Source organism: Phenylobacterium sp. (assembly GCF_041916435.1).
In the GTDB taxonomy this organism is placed as follows: Bacteria; Pseudomonadota; Alphaproteobacteria; order Caulobacterales; family Caulobacteraceae; genus Phenylobacterium.
This window is the reverse complement of sequence record NZ_JAYRZM010000008.1, coordinates 69,777-87,331: the sequence shown is the minus strand read 5'-3', so window position 1 is coordinate 87,331 and position 17,555 is coordinate 69,777. Positions and strand designations below refer to the sequence as shown.

Annotated in this window: 20 protein-coding genes; 7 read left to right on the top strand and 13 right to left on the bottom strand. The window is 67.2% G+C overall.

Annotated elements, in window-relative coordinates; all coding sequences use genetic code 11:
- Positions 1-66: 66 nt before the first annotated feature.
- The 3 genes from ACE3TA_RS21390 to ACE3TA_RS21380 are packed head-to-tail and all read left to right on the top strand — an operon-like array spanning position 67 to position 1,574.
- Positions 67-453 (top strand): hypothetical protein, encoded by a 387-nt coding sequence (locus ACE3TA_RS21390; protein WP_374576363.1) that lies wholly within the window; start codon positions 67-69, stop codon positions 451-453.
- A 38-nt stretch (positions 454-491) separates the two neighbouring features.
- A complete protein-coding gene (locus tag ACE3TA_RS21385; RefSeq protein WP_374576362.1) occupies positions 492-1,145 on the top strand; it encodes a hypothetical protein in 654 nt (217 codons plus the stop codon).
- A 9-nt stretch (positions 1,146-1,154) separates the two neighbouring features.
- Complete coding sequence (locus tag ACE3TA_RS21380) at positions 1,155-1,574, top strand: hypothetical protein (protein ID WP_374576361.1); 420 nt, start codon at positions 1,155-1,157, stop codon at positions 1,572-1,574.
- 55 nt (positions 1,575-1,629) lie between these two features.
- Here ACE3TA_RS21380 and ACE3TA_RS21375 read toward each other — a convergent pair whose 3' ends face one another.
- A complete protein-coding gene (locus ACE3TA_RS21375) occupies positions 1,630-2,121 on the bottom strand; it encodes a DUF3368 domain-containing protein (RefSeq protein WP_374576360.1) in 492 nt (163 codons plus the stop codon).
- Between the two features lie 3 nt (positions 2,122-2,124).
- Positions 2,125-3,180 (bottom strand): helix-turn-helix domain-containing protein, encoded by a 1,056-nt coding sequence (locus ACE3TA_RS21370; RefSeq protein WP_374576359.1) that lies wholly within the window; start codon positions 3,178-3,180, stop codon positions 2,125-2,127.
- Between the two features lie 279 nt (positions 3,181-3,459).
- On the opposite strand from ACE3TA_RS21370, the gene ACE3TA_RS21365 reads away from it, so the two are divergent.
- From ACE3TA_RS21365 to ACE3TA_RS21355, 3 genes are read left to right on the top strand one after another with little or no spacing between them, the layout of a single operon-like run.
- Positions 3,460-4,560, top strand: coding sequence for a nucleotidyltransferase (locus tag ACE3TA_RS21365; protein WP_374576358.1), 1,101 nt, complete (start codon positions 3,460-3,462; stop codon positions 4,558-4,560).
- Complete coding sequence (locus ACE3TA_RS21360) at positions 4,557-5,000, top strand: hypothetical protein (protein WP_374576357.1); 444 nt, start codon at positions 4,557-4,559, stop codon at positions 4,998-5,000. Before ACE3TA_RS21365 ends, ACE3TA_RS21360 begins: the two co-directional genes overlap by 4 nt.
- Complete coding sequence (locus tag ACE3TA_RS21355; RefSeq protein ID WP_374576356.1) at positions 5,000-6,133, top strand: SAVED domain-containing protein; 1,134 nt, start codon at positions 5,000-5,002, stop codon at positions 6,131-6,133. Before ACE3TA_RS21360 ends, ACE3TA_RS21355 begins: the two co-directional genes overlap by 1 nt.
- Positions 6,134-6,143: 10 nt before the next feature.
- Here the strand turns inward: ACE3TA_RS21355 and ACE3TA_RS21350 are convergent, their stop codons facing one another.
- Both ACE3TA_RS21350 and ACE3TA_RS21345 read right to left on the bottom strand, forming a co-directional pair.
- Positions 6,144-6,815: a thermonuclease family protein gene (locus ACE3TA_RS21350; protein ID WP_374576355.1), complete on the bottom strand. Its 672-nt coding sequence runs from the start codon at positions 6,813-6,815 to the stop codon at positions 6,144-6,146.
- A complete protein-coding gene (locus ACE3TA_RS21345) occupies positions 6,812-8,278 on the bottom strand; it encodes a DnaA N-terminal domain-containing protein (protein ID WP_374576354.1) in 1,467 nt (488 codons plus the stop codon). The genes ACE3TA_RS21350 and ACE3TA_RS21345 overlap by 4 nt, the downstream gene beginning before the upstream one ends.
- Before the next feature lie 454 nt (positions 8,279-8,732).
- Between ACE3TA_RS21345 and ACE3TA_RS21340 the strand changes: the two genes are divergently transcribed.
- Positions 8,733-8,942, top strand: a complete 210-nt coding sequence (locus ACE3TA_RS21340; protein WP_374576353.1) for a hypothetical protein — start codon at positions 8,733-8,735, stop codon at positions 8,940-8,942.
- 5 nt (positions 8,943-8,947) lie between these two features.
- Here ACE3TA_RS21340 and ACE3TA_RS21335 read toward each other — a convergent pair whose 3' ends face one another.
- The 9 genes from ACE3TA_RS21335 to trbE all read right to left on the bottom strand — a co-directional run bounded on the left by ACE3TA_RS21335 (position 8,948) and on the right by trbE (position 17,523).
- The gene (locus tag ACE3TA_RS21335) at positions 8,948-9,121 is read right to left on the bottom strand and encodes a DUF2274 domain-containing protein (RefSeq protein WP_374576352.1); all 174 of its coding nucleotides are present in this window, start codon (positions 9,119-9,121) and stop codon (positions 8,948-8,950) included.
- Positions 9,093-9,530: a hypothetical protein gene (locus ACE3TA_RS21330; RefSeq protein ID WP_374576351.1), complete on the bottom strand. Its 438-nt coding sequence runs from the start codon at positions 9,528-9,530 to the stop codon at positions 9,093-9,095. The genes ACE3TA_RS21335 and ACE3TA_RS21330 overlap by 29 nt, the downstream gene beginning before the upstream one ends.
- A gap of 15 nt (positions 9,531-9,545) precedes the next feature.
- Positions 9,546-10,763: a TrbI/VirB10 family protein gene (locus ACE3TA_RS21325; protein WP_374576350.1), complete on the bottom strand. Its 1,218-nt coding sequence runs from the start codon at positions 10,761-10,763 to the stop codon at positions 9,546-9,548.
- On the bottom strand, positions 10,760-11,740 hold the full coding sequence (trbG, locus tag ACE3TA_RS21320) for a P-type conjugative transfer protein TrbG (RefSeq protein WP_374576349.1): 981 nt from the start codon (positions 11,738-11,740) through the stop codon (positions 10,760-10,762). The genes ACE3TA_RS21325 and trbG overlap by 4 nt, the downstream gene beginning before the upstream one ends.
- On the bottom strand, positions 11,737-12,420 hold the full coding sequence (gene trbF, locus ACE3TA_RS21315) for a conjugal transfer protein TrbF (protein ID WP_374576348.1): 684 nt from the start codon (positions 12,418-12,420) through the stop codon (positions 11,737-11,739). The genes trbG and trbF overlap by 4 nt, the downstream gene beginning before the upstream one ends.
- Positions 12,421-12,440: 20 nt before the next feature.
- A complete protein-coding gene (gene trbL, locus ACE3TA_RS21310) occupies positions 12,441-13,760 on the bottom strand; it encodes a P-type conjugative transfer protein TrbL (protein WP_374576347.1) in 1,320 nt (439 codons plus the stop codon).
- 241 nt (positions 13,761-14,001) lie between these two features.
- Positions 14,002-14,721, bottom strand: coding sequence for a conjugal transfer protein TrbJ (locus tag ACE3TA_RS21305; RefSeq protein WP_374576346.1), 720 nt, complete (start codon positions 14,719-14,721; stop codon positions 14,002-14,004).
- Positions 14,714-15,049: a hypothetical protein gene (locus ACE3TA_RS21300; protein WP_374576345.1), complete on the bottom strand. Its 336-nt coding sequence runs from the start codon at positions 15,047-15,049 to the stop codon at positions 14,714-14,716. The genes ACE3TA_RS21305 and ACE3TA_RS21300 overlap by 8 nt, the downstream gene beginning before the upstream one ends.
- Positions 15,049-17,523, bottom strand: coding sequence for a conjugal transfer protein TrbE (gene trbE / locus ACE3TA_RS21295; RefSeq protein WP_374576344.1), 2,475 nt, complete (start codon positions 17,521-17,523; stop codon positions 15,049-15,051). The genes ACE3TA_RS21300 and trbE overlap by 1 nt, the downstream gene beginning before the upstream one ends.
- Positions 17,524-17,555: the final 32 nt, after the last annotated feature.

The window sequence follows — 17,555 nt, the reverse complement described above, 5'->3', positions numbered from 1 at the left end:
GCCATCCGCCCCGCGACAGCACGGTGCTTTTCTGACAAGTTAAGCACGATAGTAGGGGAGCAGGCTTTGCCGCAGCAGATGATGGCTGAACGGGAGACAGAGACGGACGCCCGCGAGGAGGCCTGGGTCATCGCGACCAACCCGGACTTCCCGATCCGCGCGCGCAACGTCAACTGGTTCCTGGAACGCGGCGGCTCGATCAAGGAAGTCCGGCTCACGGAATCTGAAACCGGCGAATGGAGCGTCTGGCTGCGCCTGGCCGGCCGCTCGGGCGAGCACCGCCTGGCCATGTTCAAATCGGACGAGCCCCGCCTCTACCGCGATGTCGCCCGCGCCATCGCCATGTGCCGTGACGACTTCGGTTATTTCGGCCCCATCACGCTATCGACCGACCGGCAACCCCAGACCGCGGGATCTTCCCCCGGCTCAAGCCAGGATCTCGGCGCGGCTTAGGCCGACACACATCCGGCGAACAGCAGGCAGGACGGACCATGGTCGACTATCGTGTTCGGATGTCTGACCGCTTCCTGGAAGCGGCGATCATGGGCGCCATCGAGGCCTACTGTCACGGCGACGGCTTCCAGACCGAGATCGAGACCATCGGCCCGATCTGGGGTCACCGCCGGATCAGCGGCGACGAGCACATCATCTTCCTCGAGCGGCTGGCCGTCAGCCTCTCAGCCGACCGGCAGACGGATTCGGTCACGCCGAAAGCCGAGGCCACCGACCTGATGGCCGAGGTCATGGAGCGCTTGGCTCCGGAGCTGACCCTACTCGGGGACTTCCACTCGCACCCCTATAAGGACCGGGCCACCGTCGAGCGCATCAAGGGCTTCGAGTTCTCGCCCGGCGACTTCAGCGCTTTCCTCCACGACGACGATCTATGGGACCGCAACCCCGCGGGCCCGGTCATGCTGGTGGTGACTATTTGCCGGCTGAACCGCGTCCACGATACGGACGGCAAGCAGCTGCGCTTCAACGTCTGGCAGTTCGACCTCGGCGAATTCCGATTCTGGATCAATGTCTGCGTCGGCTACCTGGATAAGCAGGGCCAACGCCAACACACCGGCAACAAGCGGTCGAACGTGTGGCTGGACCTGAACTCGCGCTTTTTCAATATCAGCGGCGATCGCGTCGGGACCTAGGGCGTGGCGATGGGTTTCAAGCGGATCCGCATCCCGATGGTGAGCCTGACGGGGAAGGTAGATCCCCTCTCTGGACGGCTCTGGGGCTGCGCCCCCATCGAGGCCAGTGAAATCGTCGAAGCTGCCGAACGAGGCGCTTACGAGCCTCGCCCCTGGGACGAGGTAAAAGACGACCTTCAAGGCCCAGGCGGCCGCTCATTTCACATCAAACGAGTGGCGACCTTCGTCCGCGAGGGCGTGCCCAGCGACGATCATGCCATTGTCTTGGACCTACAGCCGCAGCCGGATGGACTTCCGGTTGGCGTGCAGAATGGAAACCATCGACTTGCGGCCGCTCAAATCCGCGGTGACGCGCACATCGACGCACTGGTCTATGTCTTCGACCAAGCCGACCTCGACCGCGAACTGCCGGGCTGGACGGCGCTCTGATCGCCACGTCAGAGCGGCGCCGGATCTGAGGTTGGTTGGCCGCTCCAGAGGCTTTTCATCGCCGATATCGGGTCAGGCGCGCGTTGACTTCGGCCCTCGGCAGCCGGCAACGCGGATGTCCCGAGGCCTTCGCCAGGCCCGCGGCTAGCACCTGAGGGCTGCAGGCCCCCTGCGATTCCAGCTGATCCAGAACCCAGAGCGTTCCATGGACGTCGAGGGCGTGCGCTTCGGCGGTTCGCCTCAGACCCGCATCCCCTGTCAGCAGCGTCCACTGGCGGCCCTGAGCCAGCGCGAAGGCGAAGGTGTCGGGCAAGGACAAGGTGGCGTCCGCGCGGCGAAGCACGGTCGCGCCCTGCACCTCGCCGGGCGACAATTCTTCAACCCGAAGGCCGAGCGCCAGAAGCCGGTCTCCCAAGGGGCCAGCCAGTTCGCGATGGAACAGGAGGTCAGGCACCGCGAAATCGACCGCGAGCTGGAAGACCGACTCCAGAAGCTCGCCTCGTTCCAGGTCGATGATGACCGAGGTGTCCGAGACGAGGACTGTCATGGATCACGCCGCCTGTTCCAGGCGCGCGTCGAGGTCGCGCATCGAGATGCCCAGCATCTCAGCCGCACGGCTCTCGCCGATCACGTTCTCGGCCAAAGCCCGCAGGCACAGTCGCTCAAAGCGCTTGGGCTCTTCCTCATCGGCTTGCATGACCGCCGGCTCCTCGAACGGCGGATCACGCCAGCCCCGGCGTTTGAATTCACGGTAGAGGTCGGAGAAGGCCTTGGCGTCGATGATGCCAAGATCCTTGCAACGGAAGGCGATGGCCTGAACGCTGACGCCGAAGCGCCGCTTTAGCGCCACCAACTCGCCGATGCTGATCGATGAGCGATGGGCGCCGACCTCGGCCCGCACCACATCGGCCGGCATGAGAAAGGCGCCGGCGAAGCGGTGCGCCGCCTTCTCCTCATCGATCCCGGCCGCCGGCGCCATGACCATGTGACCAAGTTCATGGGCGAGCGTGAAGCGCTTGCGCTCCGCCCAGATTTTTCGCCGCACCACCACCACCCGGGCGGCGTCGCGGCCGTGGCGGCGCACGCGCGCGGCCAAGCCATCGATGTCGTCCAAGTCGAGGGACAGCACCTTGATGCCGCGCTCCTCGAGCAGTTCCGCCAGCTTGGGGATCGGATCGTGGCCCAGGCCCCATTCCTCGCGCACCGAGCGCGCCGCATCCTCGGCGTCGCGGATCTCGCCGACGGGGTAGGGGGCGCTGCGCGGTTGCTCCCAGTCGACGCTCTTGAGCTGCAGCAGATCTTCGATCGCCAGATAGCGCTCCAGCATTTGGATCGTCAGCGCTTCGACCGTCGCTTCTTCCTTGGCGGACGTCTTCTTTCTGAAGTCGACGCCTTCCAGAACCAGCTCCTCGTCGCTGAGCAGGTAGCCCTCGCTGACACCCAGCGCCGAGGCCAGCGCCATCAGGGCGCGCGAGCCCGGCATGTCCTCGTTGCGCTCGTATTTGCCGATCGCCTGGGGCGACACCACGCCGTCCATCCGCGCCGCAAGCTCGCGCAGCGACAGGCCTGCGGAGGCCCGCGCCACCTTCAGTCTGCGTCCTATCATCGCCGGCTCCTCACGTCGGTTTACAAAACTCGCATCTAGGCGCATTTTTGTAAACCAATACCCCTTGATTTGGTTCAGGGGGTCCCCATGTCCCAGGCGAAATAACCCTGTTTCGCCCCATTTTGTAAACCGAGGAAGCCATGGCTTGGCCGCCCCCTTCGAAAGATCCCTTCGCCGATCCGCTGGACGCCGTCCTGGCCGAGATCGCCATCAACCTCCAGCTACCGCCTGGCCTGCACGCCAAGGCCGTCGACCGTTACGAGGCGGTCCGCACCTATATTGAACGGCCCGGCAGCCCGCTGCACGGGCGGGTGGCCTGCTTCTACCCGCAAGGTTCAATGCGGATCGACGCCACCATCTCCACCCGCGGCACCGACGACGAATTACGACATCGACATCGTCGCCGAGATCACCGGCCGCGACGACGGGCCCGAGGCCCTGCTCGACGACCTCGAAGCGGCGCTCGCCGGCTATCCGGTCGGCAAGATCGTGCGCCAGACCCGGTGTGTCACGCTCTACTACGCGGACGGCATGCACCTGGACGTGACGCCGGCGCGGCGGACCGCGCTGAAGGAAAAAGAGGGCGTGATCGCCCATGCCAAGAAGGGGGCCGGCGCCCCGCCCGGTCGCTACGTCCCGATGAACGCCTATGCGTTCGGCGACTGGTACACCGCGCGCACCCCGACCGAAGAGCGTTTCGCCAAGGCGCTGAACGAGCGGCTCTACGCCCAGGCCGGGATCGCCTTCGCCGATGCCGACGTCCATGACGTTCCCGACCAGACGCCGCTGATCATCAAGAGCGTGACGACCGTGGCCCTGCAGCTGCTCAAGCGTCATCGCAACATCGCCTATGCCGACGAGACCGGCCGCGTGCCGCCCTCGATCGTGCTCTCCTGCCATGCGGGCCACGCGGCCCAGCCGGGCATGGGTCTGGCCGATATGGTGATCCGCCAGGCGCGCTGGACGGCGCGGGCGATCGATGAGGCGACGCGCCAGGGCCGCCTGCTGTCGGTGCCGAACCCGGAGTTTTCCGCCGAGCGGTTCACCGACCGCTGGCCCGAGAACCAGACCCAGCAACAGGGCTATGCGCGACACCTGCACACCCTGGCGAATGGGCTGGAAGCCGCCCAGCGGGGCAATGTGCAACTGGAAGACCTCCAGGCCTGGCTGCGGGTCCAGTTCGGCGAGCGGGTCGTGACCCGGTCGGTCAAGGCGTTCAACGAACGGCTGGGTCGCCAGGTGAAGGCCGGCCAGCACGGCTATACCCCAAAGGGCGGCCTGTTCACCCCGGCGGCGCCGGCGATCATCGGCTCGCTGTCGAGCCTGGCGCCGGTCGCGGCCCGGGCGCACACCAATATGGGCGAGCGCCGCTTCTCGTGAGCCTGTCGATCGACACCCAGATCGAGGCGATGTCGCGGCTGTGGCCGGCCTTCAAGCTGGTCCGCCGCGAAGGACCGGCGGCCCTGTGGCAAGGGACGGTCCGGCCGCTTCTTCAGACCTACCGGGTCGGCATCTTCTATCGCGCGCCGCTGATGGTCGAGCGCTACAGCGTTCGGGTCGTGCAGCCGCAGGTCGAGATCTTGTCCCCCGCGCTGCGGCCGCGCCGCGGCGACGCCGAAGGCATGCTGCCCCACGTCTACTACGGGCCGGACGGCGAGGTGACGCTGTGCATGCTCGATCCGGACTCGAGCGAATGGTCTCCGGCCGACCTGCTGGCCGAGACGACGGTGCCTTGGATCACCGACTGGCTGGTCGCCTACGAGGGCTGGCGCGCCACGGGCGAATGGACCGGCACCGGCCGGCATGTGGAACGCGCCTGATGGCGAAGACGACGATCCCCCAAAAGACTCAATCGGCGCTATGGGCGAGGGCCGGCGGGCGCTGCCAGTACCGAGGGTGCAATCAGGACCTGGTCGGCGACCTGATTTCCGGAAATGAGGACGCGACCTTCGGCTTCATCGCCCACATCGTCGGCGACAGCGTCGACGGCCCGCGCGGCGACGCCGTGCGCTCGCCGCAGCTGGCCCGATCACTTGAGAACCTCATGCTGATGTGCGCCACCCACCACAAGCTGATCGATGTGGTCGACGTCGCCGGCCACCCCGAGCCGGTCCTGCTGGCCATGAAGGCCGAGCACGAGAGCCGCATCCAGGTCCTGACGGCGATCGACGAGGACCGCGCCTCTCATGTCATTCGCTTCGGCGCCAACATCGGCGAGAACGAAGCCCTGGTCTCGACCAAGGCCATCTTCGCGGCGATGCAACCGCATCACCATCCGGCCGGGGGTCAGACGATCGACCTGGAGCTCGTCGGGTGCGCCTACAAGGACGACGAGCCCGCCTACTGGATCTTCCAGCGCGACAACCTGCGCCGGCAGTTCGAGGCCAAGGTCCGCGGGCGGGTGGAGCGGCAGGAGGTGCGCCATCTCAGCGTCTTCGCGCTGGCGCCGCAGCCCCTGTTGATCGAGCTCGGCCGCCTGCTCTGCGACATTGTCCCGGCCACAGTGCGCCAACGCCATCGCGAACCGGCGACCTGGGCTTGGCAGGCCGATCAGACGCCCATCACCTTCACCGTGTCGCCACCGGCCTCGGGACGTGGCCGTCCCGTCGCCCTTAAGCTCGGCATCAGTGCGACCGTGACCGACGAGCGCATCACCAAGCTCCTCGGGGAGGACGCCGCCATCTGGTCGGTAACGGCGGCGGAGCCCCACAACGACATCCTGCGCCGGCCGGAAGACCAGGCGGCCTTCCGCAAAGTAATGCGGTCGTTGTTCGATCGCATCAAAGCCGAGCATGGCGAAGACGCCATCCTGCATGTCTTCCCCGCCATGCCCGCCTCCCTGGCCGTCGAGCTTGGCCGCGTGTGGATGCCGAAATCCGACCTTGCCATGACGATCTATGACAACAACCGGACGGCCGGCTTCATCCCCACGATAACGATCGGGAAGGACTGACAGGATCGAGTCACCGCGCCGCCGCCGTCCAGCCCGCCGCAACGGCTTCAGCCGCCGAGCAAAACCACCGCTCGCCGCGGGCCGTGTCGATGCGGGTCGCGGCGTAGTCCTGCTGCCCGGGCACATGAAAAATGCGCCGCCCCTTGGCGTTGATATTGCCCTTGATCACGCATCCCGAGTTCGGAGGCCCTACCGGGGCCGGCTGAGCCCGACGCGCATCCGCCCGCCAGCTCGAGGGCGTCTCGAACCGCCCGGCCCAGAGGCCGCGCCGCGCCTCGCGGGCCTCGGCCTCCACCCGGGCATAGGCGCCGCGGCTAAATTGGCGGAAGTCGACCGCCCAACCGGCCCTGACCAAGGCCTCGCCAAGGTCCGTCGAACCGGCCTGACAGCGGGCGACCGCGCGGCCGTAGGCATCTCGATCCCTGATCTCGCAGCGCACGGCCCGGCCGCCGATCAGCCGCACGAGCTGGTCGCGGGCGACGTCGCCGCAGGCGTAGGTCTGTCGCTGGGCGTCCTGACAGACCTGGCGGCCCTCCGGCGCATCGACACCCCAAAGCCGCACTCGCTCGGCTCCGACGCTGAAGGTGTCGCCGTCCACGACGCGGGCCTGGCCCGTCACCTCGGCGGGGCCGGCGGCCATCAGCCCGACCGCCGCGACGAGCATGCTCAGTCGCCGGATCATCGACGATCCTTGCGCAGGGTGATCACCACACGCTCGACGAACACCTCCGCAACCTCGGCGGCGTGAAGCACCGAATCGAGGTACTGGCTCTTGATCCTGTCGGCGGCAATCTGGCTCGGCGTCGACAGCTGCAGCACGCCGTCGGTCAGGCCGTGGAAGCCGACCCGTCCGAACCAGCTGCCATAGGCCCCCTCGCGCACCAGGCGCCGCAACGGCGCGGCGATCGCCTGCCACACCGGATCGTCAGCTCCCGGCGCAGCCATCAGCGGGGCGGGTTCGGGTGGAGCCGCCGGCGGCGGAATATCGCCCTTGGCCTTGAGAACCCGCGCGAAGTTGAGGCGCAGGTCGGGCGCCCCTTTCGGCTCGTAGGAGGCCATGCGGCCAAAGTATTTGCATGGGCTGCGGACGTCGGGGTCCTCGATGGCGATCGCCAGCATGGCGATTGCGCGCACCCCGTGCCGCTTCAAGGCCCAGGCAAAGGTCTGGTCGTTGTTCCGCTCACGCTCGGGCAGAAGATCGTCGACTGCGGCCGCCACCCGCGCGAGGTCGGCAGGCGTGATGCTGGCCGGATCCGCCACGGCGGCAGGCCCCACCAGAGCGGCGATGCGGGGAGACACCTGGAAGGCGGCCCTAAGCTCCTGGCGGACCATTTCCGCGGGCGCGGACCCCTCCGAGAAGGCGCTGGAGAAACCGCTTGCTCCCTCCGGAGAGCAAAGGGCGCTGTCCTGTCGGTTGGCAGGACGCTGGCCCGAGGATTTGTTGGCCGTGCCGGTCTCGGCGGCCGCAGGTCGCCGACTGTCAGGCTGATGTCGCGCTGAAGGCGCGTCCTTTCCTCGTACAGAAGAACTGACGTTCTGATGGGACTGTTCTAGGTGAGTGAATCCTGGCGCCCGGGCGGTATTTCTTTCACTGAAGACGACGGCTTCGGAATAGGCGGCCCTTCGGGCCTGAGCCGCTTCGCGAACCGCGAGATCCGCAGCCTCCATCTCGTCGAGCCGCGCCACCAACGGGGCCAGGTCATAGGCTTCAACGCCCGCCGGACGGTTGGCACGGGTATAGTCGCGAACCATGAAGCCGGCCGCCTCCAGGGCGCGGCGATGGGCGCGAGCATTGCTCTCCGTGCAGCCCAGATAGTCAGCAATCAGGCTCGTGCCGGGCCAGACGGTCGCCACATCCTGTTCGAGCCGGTCCTGGTTGAGGTGCTCGACATAGAGCAGCAGCGTCATGCGTTGCTGCACCGTGAGCATCGGCGTGCCCTTCAAGACCGCCGCGGCGATCCGCGCGACGGTGACGCCGGCCTGCCAGCGCCAGGCGCGGGCCTGGGCGCAGACCGCGTCGAAATTGGGGGCGCGCTTGGCGAAGCCTGGTCGCCAATCGTCGCCCGCTAAGGCCGTTTGCATGTCGTCCCTTCCCAACGGGACGAGGCCGTTTCGCGGTCGCGAAACCGGCAGGCGAAAGACCATAGGTCTCCTGTTCGAGGCCTTGACGACGCAAAATGCGCCGCTTAGGCTTACTCGATCAAATCAAGCCGCTACCACACGGCGCCTGCGATTTCCGAGAGCCTCCCGCGCCAACGGGGGGCTCTCGCCGTTTAGGGGTCTCGTCTAGGTCAAGATGAAGTCCTCTGAGGCGACCGGGCGCGCGCGGAGGCTCCGCGACGCGACTCAGTCGACGACAGCGTTCAGTGAGTCTGAGGATTCCTAAAGGCTTGGAATTGCACCCTTTTGGGCAAAAAGGGCCGATTCGGGCGGTTGACCTTGTCTCGGAAACGAGTCCGCCCGGATGCGACTCAGCCCGCTAGGGGTTGCGGTCGCGGCGTGGTCGCACCCCTACAGATAGATCCTTCCCCCGTTGGCGAACTCTGCGCCGGCCAGGTGGGCGCTTGCCCAATGACCACGGGTCTTTGACAAAGAGGGGGTGTCTGACGCCCTCGGCCAACTGCTGGAACTTCGCCTGCGCTTTCGGCGCAATCCCGAAGCCCGCGCCTTGGTCGACCGCGCCATCGCGCTGGTCGCCAAGGCCACGGCCGCTGACGCGGACCCATGTGCCCTCGATCTAGAGGTCGCCAAACTCGGCGCCGAGCTTACCCGGCGCTTCGGCTCACCGAGCGGCGTCAGCTTTCACTGAGCGGGTTACGCTGCGGCCGGCTGCGCCTTGCGCCAAGCTTGGAAGCCTTTGTCGGCATCGATGAAGGCCGCGAGGATGTGAGGGACGAGCTGCTCGAGCTCCAGGGCCTGATCGTTGGCCTGGGCGAAGGCGCGCTGATAGTCGGCCAGATCAACGGCGAGCTTGCCCTTCAGCTTCAAACGCAGGTCGGTCGTCTTCTCCTCGAGGTCGATCTTGCCGAGGGCCAGGGCGGTCTTGGCGGGGCGCGTCATGGGCGTCTCCTTGGGTGGTTTGCAGGAAGCGGTCGATCGCCGTGAAGGCGAAGTCGGTGAGCTTGAGGTTGAGAGCGTCGGTCTGCCGGCGGATCCGCAGGCAAAGCGGCTTGGACAGGCGCACCGAGACCCGGTCCTTGGCGCCGCGAACCGCTGGGAAGGTCACCGTCTCGCCGCTGTCGAGCGCCTCCACCAGCTCGCGAAACGCCCGCTCATAGATCAGCCGCACACAGCCCCGGGGGTTCTTGCGGGTGTTCAGGCGCTCGGCGGTGTCGAGCATGTCCTGGTGAAGGCCTTCGGGCAGGAACAGCCCGAGCTTTTCCGCGGATGGGATCATCTGAAACACTCACGCTTACGGATAGGGGGCGAGGATCATGTCCTTGCTGACGAGCACGCGGACTGGCCAACCGGCCCGCACGCGCAAGGTGGGCTGGCGGTTGAGGTCGCGGCCGGTGATCTGCTGGCCGACCTGTTGGGCGGAGTTGGCGACCCCGCTGGCGGCGGAGTTGACCACCAGCGCGCCGGAGCTGCGGTCGCCGGCGTCCTGGGCGGCGGCCGCACCGACGCTGAACAGGGTGGACAGGATCACGCCCCGCGCCAGCTGACCGAAATGGCCGTCGGTCTTGTCCTGCAGGCCGGCGGCGCCGGTGAGGTCTGCGCCGGCCATCGCGCCGATGTTGATGGACCGGCCATCGGGCATGATGATCCGGTTCCAGGCGATGAGGGCGCGGTTCTGGCCGTAGGCGATCTGGCTGTCGTACTGGCCGATCAGGCGCGAGCCCTGCGGGATCAGCACGGTGCGTCCGGTTCTGTGGTCATAGACCGGCTCGGTGACCTGGGCGATCACCTGGCCCGGCAGGTCGGAGTTGATCGCCGTGACCAAGGCGGCCGAGATGATGCTCCCGGCCTTCACCTCCCAAGGGCTCAACGCCGGCTGCAGCGGATTGGTCAGATAGTCGTCGGTCCGGGCACTGGCGGCGAACTGGCGCTTGGCGGCCTGGCCATTGGCCGGCTGAACCTCGGCGGCGGCCGGCTCGGCCGCGGCGCCTGCGGACGCGGCGATGGGACGAACGAGCGCGGCGGGGTCCGCCCCCGCTGATGCGGTCATCGCGGGCGGCCCGCCGAAGAATGGACCGGATGTCCGCGCGGCCAGCGCCTGTTCGCGCGCGGCTTGCACGGCCGGATCGACCTGAGCGGGAGGAGGAGGCGGCGGCGGAGCGCCCGCCGGCAAGGCGCCTGGCGCACCCGGCGTCCCCTCGGCTGGAGGCAAGGGCGCCGTGCCGGGAAGGCCCTGAAGCGCCGGATCGGCGTAGCCAGCGGCGTACTTGGTCGAGATCGCCGGCGTCTGGACCTGGCCGGTATCGGCGGCGTCGGAGATCGCCTCCTGTCGCGCCTGCGGCGCGTGGGCCCCGCCGAAGCCCAGGTAGAAACCCAAGGCGACAATGCTGGCGAGGCCCGTGGCGCCCAAGATCAGATACTTGCGGTTCCAACGTGTCACCGGCGTGCGGGGCGCGGCCAACACGCTTTCCGGCGACGCCTTGCGCGGCGGATCGGGCGGAAGCTGGGTCATGACCCGCCCCCGGTGCGGGTGATGCGCACCACCTGCTGCTTGCGCTCGCCCAGCCGCAGCTCCGCGACATCGATCAGCCGATCGACCACATAGTAGCCGCCGAGATAGCGGTAGTTGACGAGCTGGGCCTGCTTGTCGGGCCCGATCAGGAACAGCGGCGGGGCCTCGGTCGAGGCCATGTCACGCGGAAACTGGATGTAGGTTTTCAGGCCGTCGTCGAAGACGCGGACCGGCTGCCAACGGGGCGCGCGAAAGCCATTGGCCTTGATTCGGTAACCGAAGTGCAGCGAGTCCACCGCCAGCCCCGACGCCGCTACGCCCTGGCTCTCGGCCGCCTGGGCGGCCTGCGCCTCGCGGGCTTCTTCCTGCGGGTAGTTCCAACTGATGACGCTGGTGTAGGTGTCGCCTTCGTAGCTGACCGCATCGAGCAGGTAGGTCCGCTGGTCGGTCGTCAGGATGATGTTGGTCCGCAGGCCGCCGCGGATCGGCTTGACCATCACAATGACCTGCTGGGTCGCGCCTGACCCCTGCACTGTCTCGCCGAGCACCCAGCGCACAGTGTCGCCGGCCGCCTTCGAGATCAGTTTCTCGCCGGGGCGCAGCGAGATGGCTGTCAGGAAGCGGGGGCTGGTGTGAACGGTGTAAAGCCGCCCCGGCTCGAAGTCGTAGTAGAGGGCGGCGTTCACATAGGCCCCAGCGCTTGGATAATCCCGCGCGCTGCTGTTGGCCGACTGCACAGTCGTCAGCGCCGTGGGCCGCGCGTAGCGCCGTGGCGTAGCCCTGCGCTTCGGCGCGGCCCGGACAGGCGCCTGAGCGATCGGCGCTGGAGCGGGCTGCGCGACAGGCCTCGCGACGGTCGGGACCGGGCGTGGCGACGGCGTTTGCGCCTGAACCGCAGGACTGGTCGAGGCCGCCAGCATCGCCAACAAGCCGGCCGCAGCGCCCATGGAAATCCGTCTAGGGGACAAGGCGCTCATAGCTCACGACTCCATTGAAACTCGGTGATGTAGATCCCCAGCGGATTGGCCCTCAGCTCGGCCTCGTTCTTCGGCGCCACGACCTTGGTGGTGAAGAGACCCGTCCAGGCTTCTGTCGCGCCGGAGGCGCCAGCGTTGAACTGGGTCTCGCGCCACTGGACCTGGTAGGTGTGGGGGCTCCGCGGCAGGACCGAGACGATCTCGACGTTGACGGCTTGGGTGCCCGCATTGGCGAAGGGGTCGTTGGCCTTGGCGAAGGCGTTGAGCTGGCCGATCGCCGGGCCGGACACGAAGTGGTAGGCCCCGGTCCAATTGTCCCGGATGACAATGGGGTCGATGCTCTTCGAGCGGGTTCGACGCACCCAGTCCGCGAGGAAGTAGCCGATCTCGGCCGTGGTCGGCTCGTAGGTCCGCCCCGCCAGCTCGATGCGTCCGGGGCGGGCGTAGCGGTCGATCGGCACGACGTAGGTGGCGATGTTGGTGTTGTTGGCCTCGTAGATGAACCCGCCCAGCGCCAGGGCCGCGAGGCCCAGCCCGCCGAACGCGGCCATCCGCCAGTTCTTGGCCTGCACGACGGCAGAACCGATGCGGTTGTCCCACTCGCGCGAGGCCCGAAGATAGGGGCTCTCGACCGGCGCCGAGCTGCCGTATCGATCGTTGGGTCGTTTGAACGGGTTCATCGGCGCACTCTCGACTGGGATTACTCTTCGGGGTCGTCATCGCGGCGGGTCGGCGTGGCGCTCAGTCCAGGGCCGTTTCCATCTCCGCCAGCGGTCGCCGCGGCGGCGCTGTCCCGAGCGGCGCCCGCCAGCCCGCCGCCCCGGCGGGCTTGAGCTCGCGAAACGACCAATGACGTCGCCCCCGATTCAGGCGGAGGCGGGGGAGGGGGCGGCGGTGTTTCGCCGTCGTTCGCGGCTGGCGTGGAAAACAAGCGGCTGCCCGCAGCCCGACCCTCTGAAACCAAGGTTGACAGCGGGGCGCGTGCGAAATCCGCGGCCATGCCCCCACCGCTTGGTCCGCCGCCGCCCCCGGACGGGCGGGAGGCGCCAGATCCCAGGCCGCCCGACGCGGCGCGCGCGGCGGCGATCTTTTCGCCACCAGCCGCCCAACCTCCAGCAACAGCGCCTCCGACCGCCCTGCCAGCCAACGCCACGCCCGCTGCGCCAGCGGCAACTCCAGCAGCGCCCATCAGCGCGCCACCGGAGTTGAGCTGGGGGCCGCCGGAGATGAGCGCACCAGCGATCGACGGGATCTTGAGCGCGAGCATCATCAGGAACACGGCCGATAGAAGAAGCCCGCATTCCTCCGAAATTGTCGGCTCAAGGGAGAGGGTGAACTGCTGGAATATGTTGATCCCGATGCCGAGGATCACCGCCAGGGCCATGAACTTCAGACCGACTGAAACGACGTAGCCGATCGCCCGCTCGGCCAGGAACGACGTCTGGCTGAGGACGCCAAACGGCACGGTGACGAAGGCGATGAGGGTGACGAGGTGAAACTCGATGATCGTGATGGCGATCTCGATCGCCAGCACAATGAAGGCGAGCAGGATGCCTATCGCCGCCACGGCCGCGACGATGATGACATCGATGTTCTGCAGAGCGCCAAAGCCGCCGTTCTGCTTAGCCAGCTCGCCGATATAGGCCATCAGCTTGACGACGATCTGCATCCCCGCATCGACTGCCGTCGTCGGAGCGTTCATGAAGTCGTCGACTGACCCGCCTCCACTCGCGCGAAGACCAAGCTGACCGAACCCGTTGACCACCGTCAGGCTGAGCGTGTGCCAACTGCCTACGAGCCATGCGAAGAAGCCGACCAATAGGACCTTTCGCACCAGGCTCGCGAGGACGTTCTGGGTCTCATCAATCGCCCACAGGATCGCTGTGAGCGCGATGCTGATCACGACCAGCGTCCCCAACACCGTTTGAACTTCGCCGGAAATCACCCCGAAGCCGGTGTCGATTTGCGTGGTGAAGCGGCGGATGAACTCGTCCAACGCCGCTGGACTGGCGGTCGCCATGCTTGGGTCTCGCTATCTACGGCTCAGAAGGATTTCTGGCCTTTGAAGGAGCCCTTCACGGGCTTGTAGTAGAGGGGAGAGCAGGGGTTGCTCGGGTCCTTGATGCTGGGGTCAGGACACTTGGGCTCTGTCTTCGTCGCGGCAGGAGGCGCAGGTTCGGCTGGCGGCTTTTCTGCCGGCCCACAGCCAGCCAAAAGGAAGATCGCGGCGATAGTTGAGGTCGTGAGAAGCGTCCGCATGGCTAAAAGCTCTGCTGGCCGGAGAAGGACCCACGCACAGGGGTATATGCATTGTGGCGCTGGGACTCCGCCCGCGCCGCCACCGCGCCTGCCTGCTGCTGCGCTAGGATCGTCTCCTGTGTCCGCGCCTGCGTAATGAGGATGGTCTGCAGACCTTGAAGCTGGCTGCTTAGAGCGGCGAGCAACTGATTAGTCGCCTGGATAGCGGCCGTCTGACCGGCGGCCCCCTGCGAAGCCGCGACGGCGCCGTTCACCGCGCCGGCCGTCGTCGTCTGGGATCGGACCAGCTGGTTCTGCACCGCCATCGAGTCCTGCAGCGTCAGGCGGCTGTTTGCCTCCCAGCTCGCGAGACGCTGCTGAATTTGGGCAAAGCTCTGACCCGAAAGGCTGGTCGGGTAGAGCTGCTGGAATTGGCCGGCGATGTTCTGGCTGTTGTAGCCGATGGCCTGCGCCTGCTGCATGAGCTGGCTGGCCTGGGCGTTGATCTGCGCCAAGGGCTGGGTGACGTCGGTGCCGAGCTTCTGCAGCATCGCCATCTGGTTAGTGACCTGGGCCTGCAGCTGCTGGATTTGGGCCAGCCCCTGGTGAACCTGCTGCACGGCCTGGGCGACGGCGCGCGGATCAAAGACGATCTGCTGCGCGGCCGCGGGCTGCGGCGGCAGCGGCCCCAAGCCGAAGGACATAGCGACGACCGCCGCTGCGGCCATGAGCTGCTTACGCATCGAACGAGTCCTTGTGTTGAGCGGGGAGGGGCGTCGGCAGGGTGTCGGCCGCGGCCTTTACGAAGAGCGGCTCGGTCAGGGCGCGGAAAGCGACAGCGCCGCCGAACAAGGCGAAGCCGGCCAGCATGACGAAGAAGTTGTGGTGATAGGTCGTGCCAAAGACCGCCAAAAACCCTGGTGCGGCCAGGACGAGGAACAGGATCCTGCGACGCCGGCGGTTGGCGATCCACGGGGCAGGGAGGCGGCGACGAAGCCAAGCCAGCCGTGCCGCGCCCCGCGCGCTAAGGGGCGGCTGGGAACTGAGAAACGAAAGATCGTGCGCGCCCATCACGCCACCCTCGGATAGGCGGCGCGGCGCTGTTCGCCGAGGTAGCGGGCGACGTCTGCGTGGCCCTTGGCCGCGAAGAAGCGTTCAGCGAATTGGCTGCGCTCATGGTCGGCGAGCAGCTGGCTGATCAGCTGCTGGTCCCCCGGCGAAGAGGACCCCACGGCGGCGAGGGACAACCCGCCCAGGCCCAGCTCGAAGAGCCGGTTCCCGGCCGTGGACTGATAGTAGTATTCCCGCTTCGGCGTGGCGTTGGCGATGATCCGCACCTGCTGCGGGTTCAGGCCGAAGTCTTGATAGAGCGCCGCGATCTGCGGGGTCTGGGCGTCCGGATTGGGCAGGAAGACCCGGGTCGGACAGCTCTCGATCAGCGCCGGCGCGATCGATGAGCGGGCCACGTCCGCCAGGCTCTGAGTCGCGAACACGACGGCGACGTTGAACTTGCGGAGCGTCTTCAGCCACTCGCGGATCTTGGCGGCGAACGCGCCTTGGTCGAGGAAGAGCCAGGCCTCGTCGAGCACGAGAAGGGTCGGCCGGCCGTCGAAACTGCGCTCGAGGCTGCGGAAGATGTAGGTCAGCACCGGGGCCAGCGCCGACTTGCTGGCCATCAGTTCCGCCATCTCGAAGGTCTGCCAGGGCGCGGGCCGCAAGGCGTTCTGGTTGGCGTCGAGCAGGTGGCCGTAGGGCCCACTCAGCGTGTAGGGCGTCAGCGCCGCCTTGACGGCCTGGTCCTGCACGGTCGCGGCTAGAAGGGTGAGTGTGCGTTGCTCACGCGGGCCCTCGGCGAGATTGCGCAGCCCGCTCCAGATTTCATCCTTCACCGGCGGGGTGATCGGTACGCCTTCGGCCGCGACGATGTCCTGCACCCACTCCTGCGCCCAGGCGCGGTCGTCTGCGGAATCGATGGCCGCCAACGGCTGGAAGGCCAGCTCGCTGTGATCACCGCCCAGGACGTAGAACTGGCCGCCAGTGAGCAGGGTCGAGGCCCGCGAGCTCGCGCCCTTATCGAAGTAGAAGACCTGCGCCTCGGGATAGCGCAGCCATTGCATGGCCAGCGTGTTGAGGAGCACCGACTTGCCGGCCCCGGTCGGGCCGACGATCATGGTGTGGCCGACATCTCCCTGGTGCAGGTCGAACCGAAAGGGAGTGGTCCCGGCCGTTCGCGTAACCAGCAAGGCGGGTTGGACGCCGGCGTGGCCGCGCTTCTGGCATTCGGCGCTCAAGTGCGCGTTGAGCGTCGGCCCCGGCCAGATCGCCGACATCGGCATCATGTCGCAAAGGTTCAGCGACGAGACCAGCGGCCGGCGTAGGTCGGCATAGGCCTGGCCCGGCAAGCTGCCGATCCAGGCTTCGACGGCGTTGACGTCCTCGACCTTGCAGACGAAGCCAGCCCGGTTGATCGCGCCCTCGACCTCCCGAACCCGGTTGGCCAGCCGGTCGGGGTCGGCGTCCATCAAGGTCACGGTCGGGGTGAAGTAGCCGATCGAGGCGTAGTCGCCGCCGAGGATCGCCAGGGCCGCGTCGGCGTCGACCGACTTGGCCGCCGCATCAGGATCTTCCAGCAGGGAGGGCTCGCGGGTGATGGCCTCCTTCAGGAGCGCCATGACGCCCTTGCGCTTGGCGAACCAGCGCTTGCGCACCGTCGTCACCGCCTTGCGGGCGTCTTCCTTGTCCAGCGGCAGATAGCGGCAGACCCAGCGATAGCTGATGCCCAGCTCGTTGAGCCGGTCGAGCAGACCTGGCGAAGAAGTCGTCGGGTAGGCCCGGACCGAGATGGTGCGCAGGTACTGACCGCCCAGGCGAGGCAGCAGGCCGCCCTGAAAATCGTCGTCGGTCAGGAAGGCGTCCAGGCAGGCGGGCGTCTCTGGCGCCGCGACGGGGTGGCGCTTGGTCGAGATGCAGCTGTGCAGGTAGGTCAGGGTCTCGTTGTCGCCCAGCTCGCCCACCTCCGGCATGATGGCGGTGAGGATGTCGGCGATCTGATGAACCGTGCTGAGGAAGTCGCTCAGTGCCGCCCGATACATACCCTCCGCGCCACGGCCAGACGGCGCGTTCTCCAGCAGCAGGCTCTCAGCCGTCGAAATCGCCTCCTCCGGCGGCAGGTAGGTGAAGGTCAGAAAGTAGCGGCTCTCGAAATGCCGCTCCTGCGCCTCGAACCCTTCGCGCCGCTCCTCATCGACGAGGTCGGAGACGGAATCAGGGAAGGCGCTGACGGGATAGGTCTGAGAGGGCGAGCGGACCGCCTCGATATGCAGGCACCAGCGTGACCCCAGACGCCGCAAGGCGTTGTTCAACTGGGCGCGGGTCGCGACAAGCCCGGCGTCGGTGGCGCTGGCCAGATCGGGTCCGCGAAAGGCCAGGGTCTTCTGGAAGCTGCCATCCTTGTTGAGCACCAGGCCCGGCCCGATCAGGGCGACCCAGGGGAGGTGATCGAACAGGCGATCCGCCTTTGGCCGATACTCACGCAGATAGAGCACGTCGGACCCCTATGAGACCGGATGGGAGGAGG

Bases quoted from the DNA above. Each gene is read 5' to 3' on its own strand.
- ACE3TA_RS21385 (WP_374576362.1), top strand. From the start codon at position 492: ATGGTCGACTATCGTGTTCGGATGTCTGACCGCTTCCTGGAAGCGGCG.
- ACE3TA_RS21380 (WP_374576361.1), top strand. From the start codon at position 1,155: ATGGGTTTCAAGCGGATCCGCATCCCGATGGTGAGCCTGACGGGGAAG.
- ACE3TA_RS21375 (WP_374576360.1), bottom strand. From the start codon at position 2,121: ATGACAGTCCTCGTCTCGGACACCTCGGTCATCATCGACCTGGAACGA.
- ACE3TA_RS21370 (WP_374576359.1), bottom strand. From the start codon at position 3,180: ATGATAGGACGCAGACTGAAGGTGGCGCGGGCCTCCGCAGGCCTGTCG.
- ACE3TA_RS21355 (WP_374576356.1), top strand. From the start codon at position 5,000: ATGGCGAAGACGACGATCCCCCAAAAGACTCAATCGGCGCTATGGGCG.
- ACE3TA_RS21350 (WP_374576355.1), bottom strand. From the start codon at position 6,815: ATGATCCGGCGACTGAGCATGCTCGTCGCGGCGGTCGGGCTGATGGCC.
- ACE3TA_RS21345 (WP_374576354.1), bottom strand. From the start codon at position 8,278: ATGGTCTTTCGCCTGCCGGTTTCGCGACCGCGAAACGGCCTCGTCCCG.
- ACE3TA_RS21330 (WP_374576351.1), bottom strand. From the start codon at position 9,530: ATGATCCCATCCGCGGAAAAGCTCGGGCTGTTCCTGCCCGAAGGCCTT.
- ACE3TA_RS21325 (WP_374576350.1), bottom strand. From the start codon at position 10,763: ATGACCCAGCTTCCGCCCGATCCGCCGCGCAAGGCGTCGCCGGAAAGC.
- trbG (WP_374576349.1), bottom strand. From the start codon at position 11,740: ATGAGCGCCTTGTCCCCTAGACGGATTTCCATGGGCGCTGCGGCCGGC.
- trbF (WP_374576348.1), bottom strand. From the start codon at position 12,420: ATGAACCCGTTCAAACGACCCAACGATCGATACGGCAGCTCGGCGCCG.
- trbL (WP_374576347.1), bottom strand. From the start codon at position 13,760: ATGGCGACCGCCAGTCCAGCGGCGTTGGACGAGTTCATCCGCCGCTTC.
- ACE3TA_RS21305 (WP_374576346.1), bottom strand. From the start codon at position 14,721: ATGCGTAAGCAGCTCATGGCCGCAGCGGCGGTCGTCGCTATGTCCTTC.
- ACE3TA_RS21300 (WP_374576345.1), bottom strand. From the start codon at position 15,049: ATGGGCGCGCACGATCTTTCGTTTCTCAGTTCCCAGCCGCCCCTTAGC.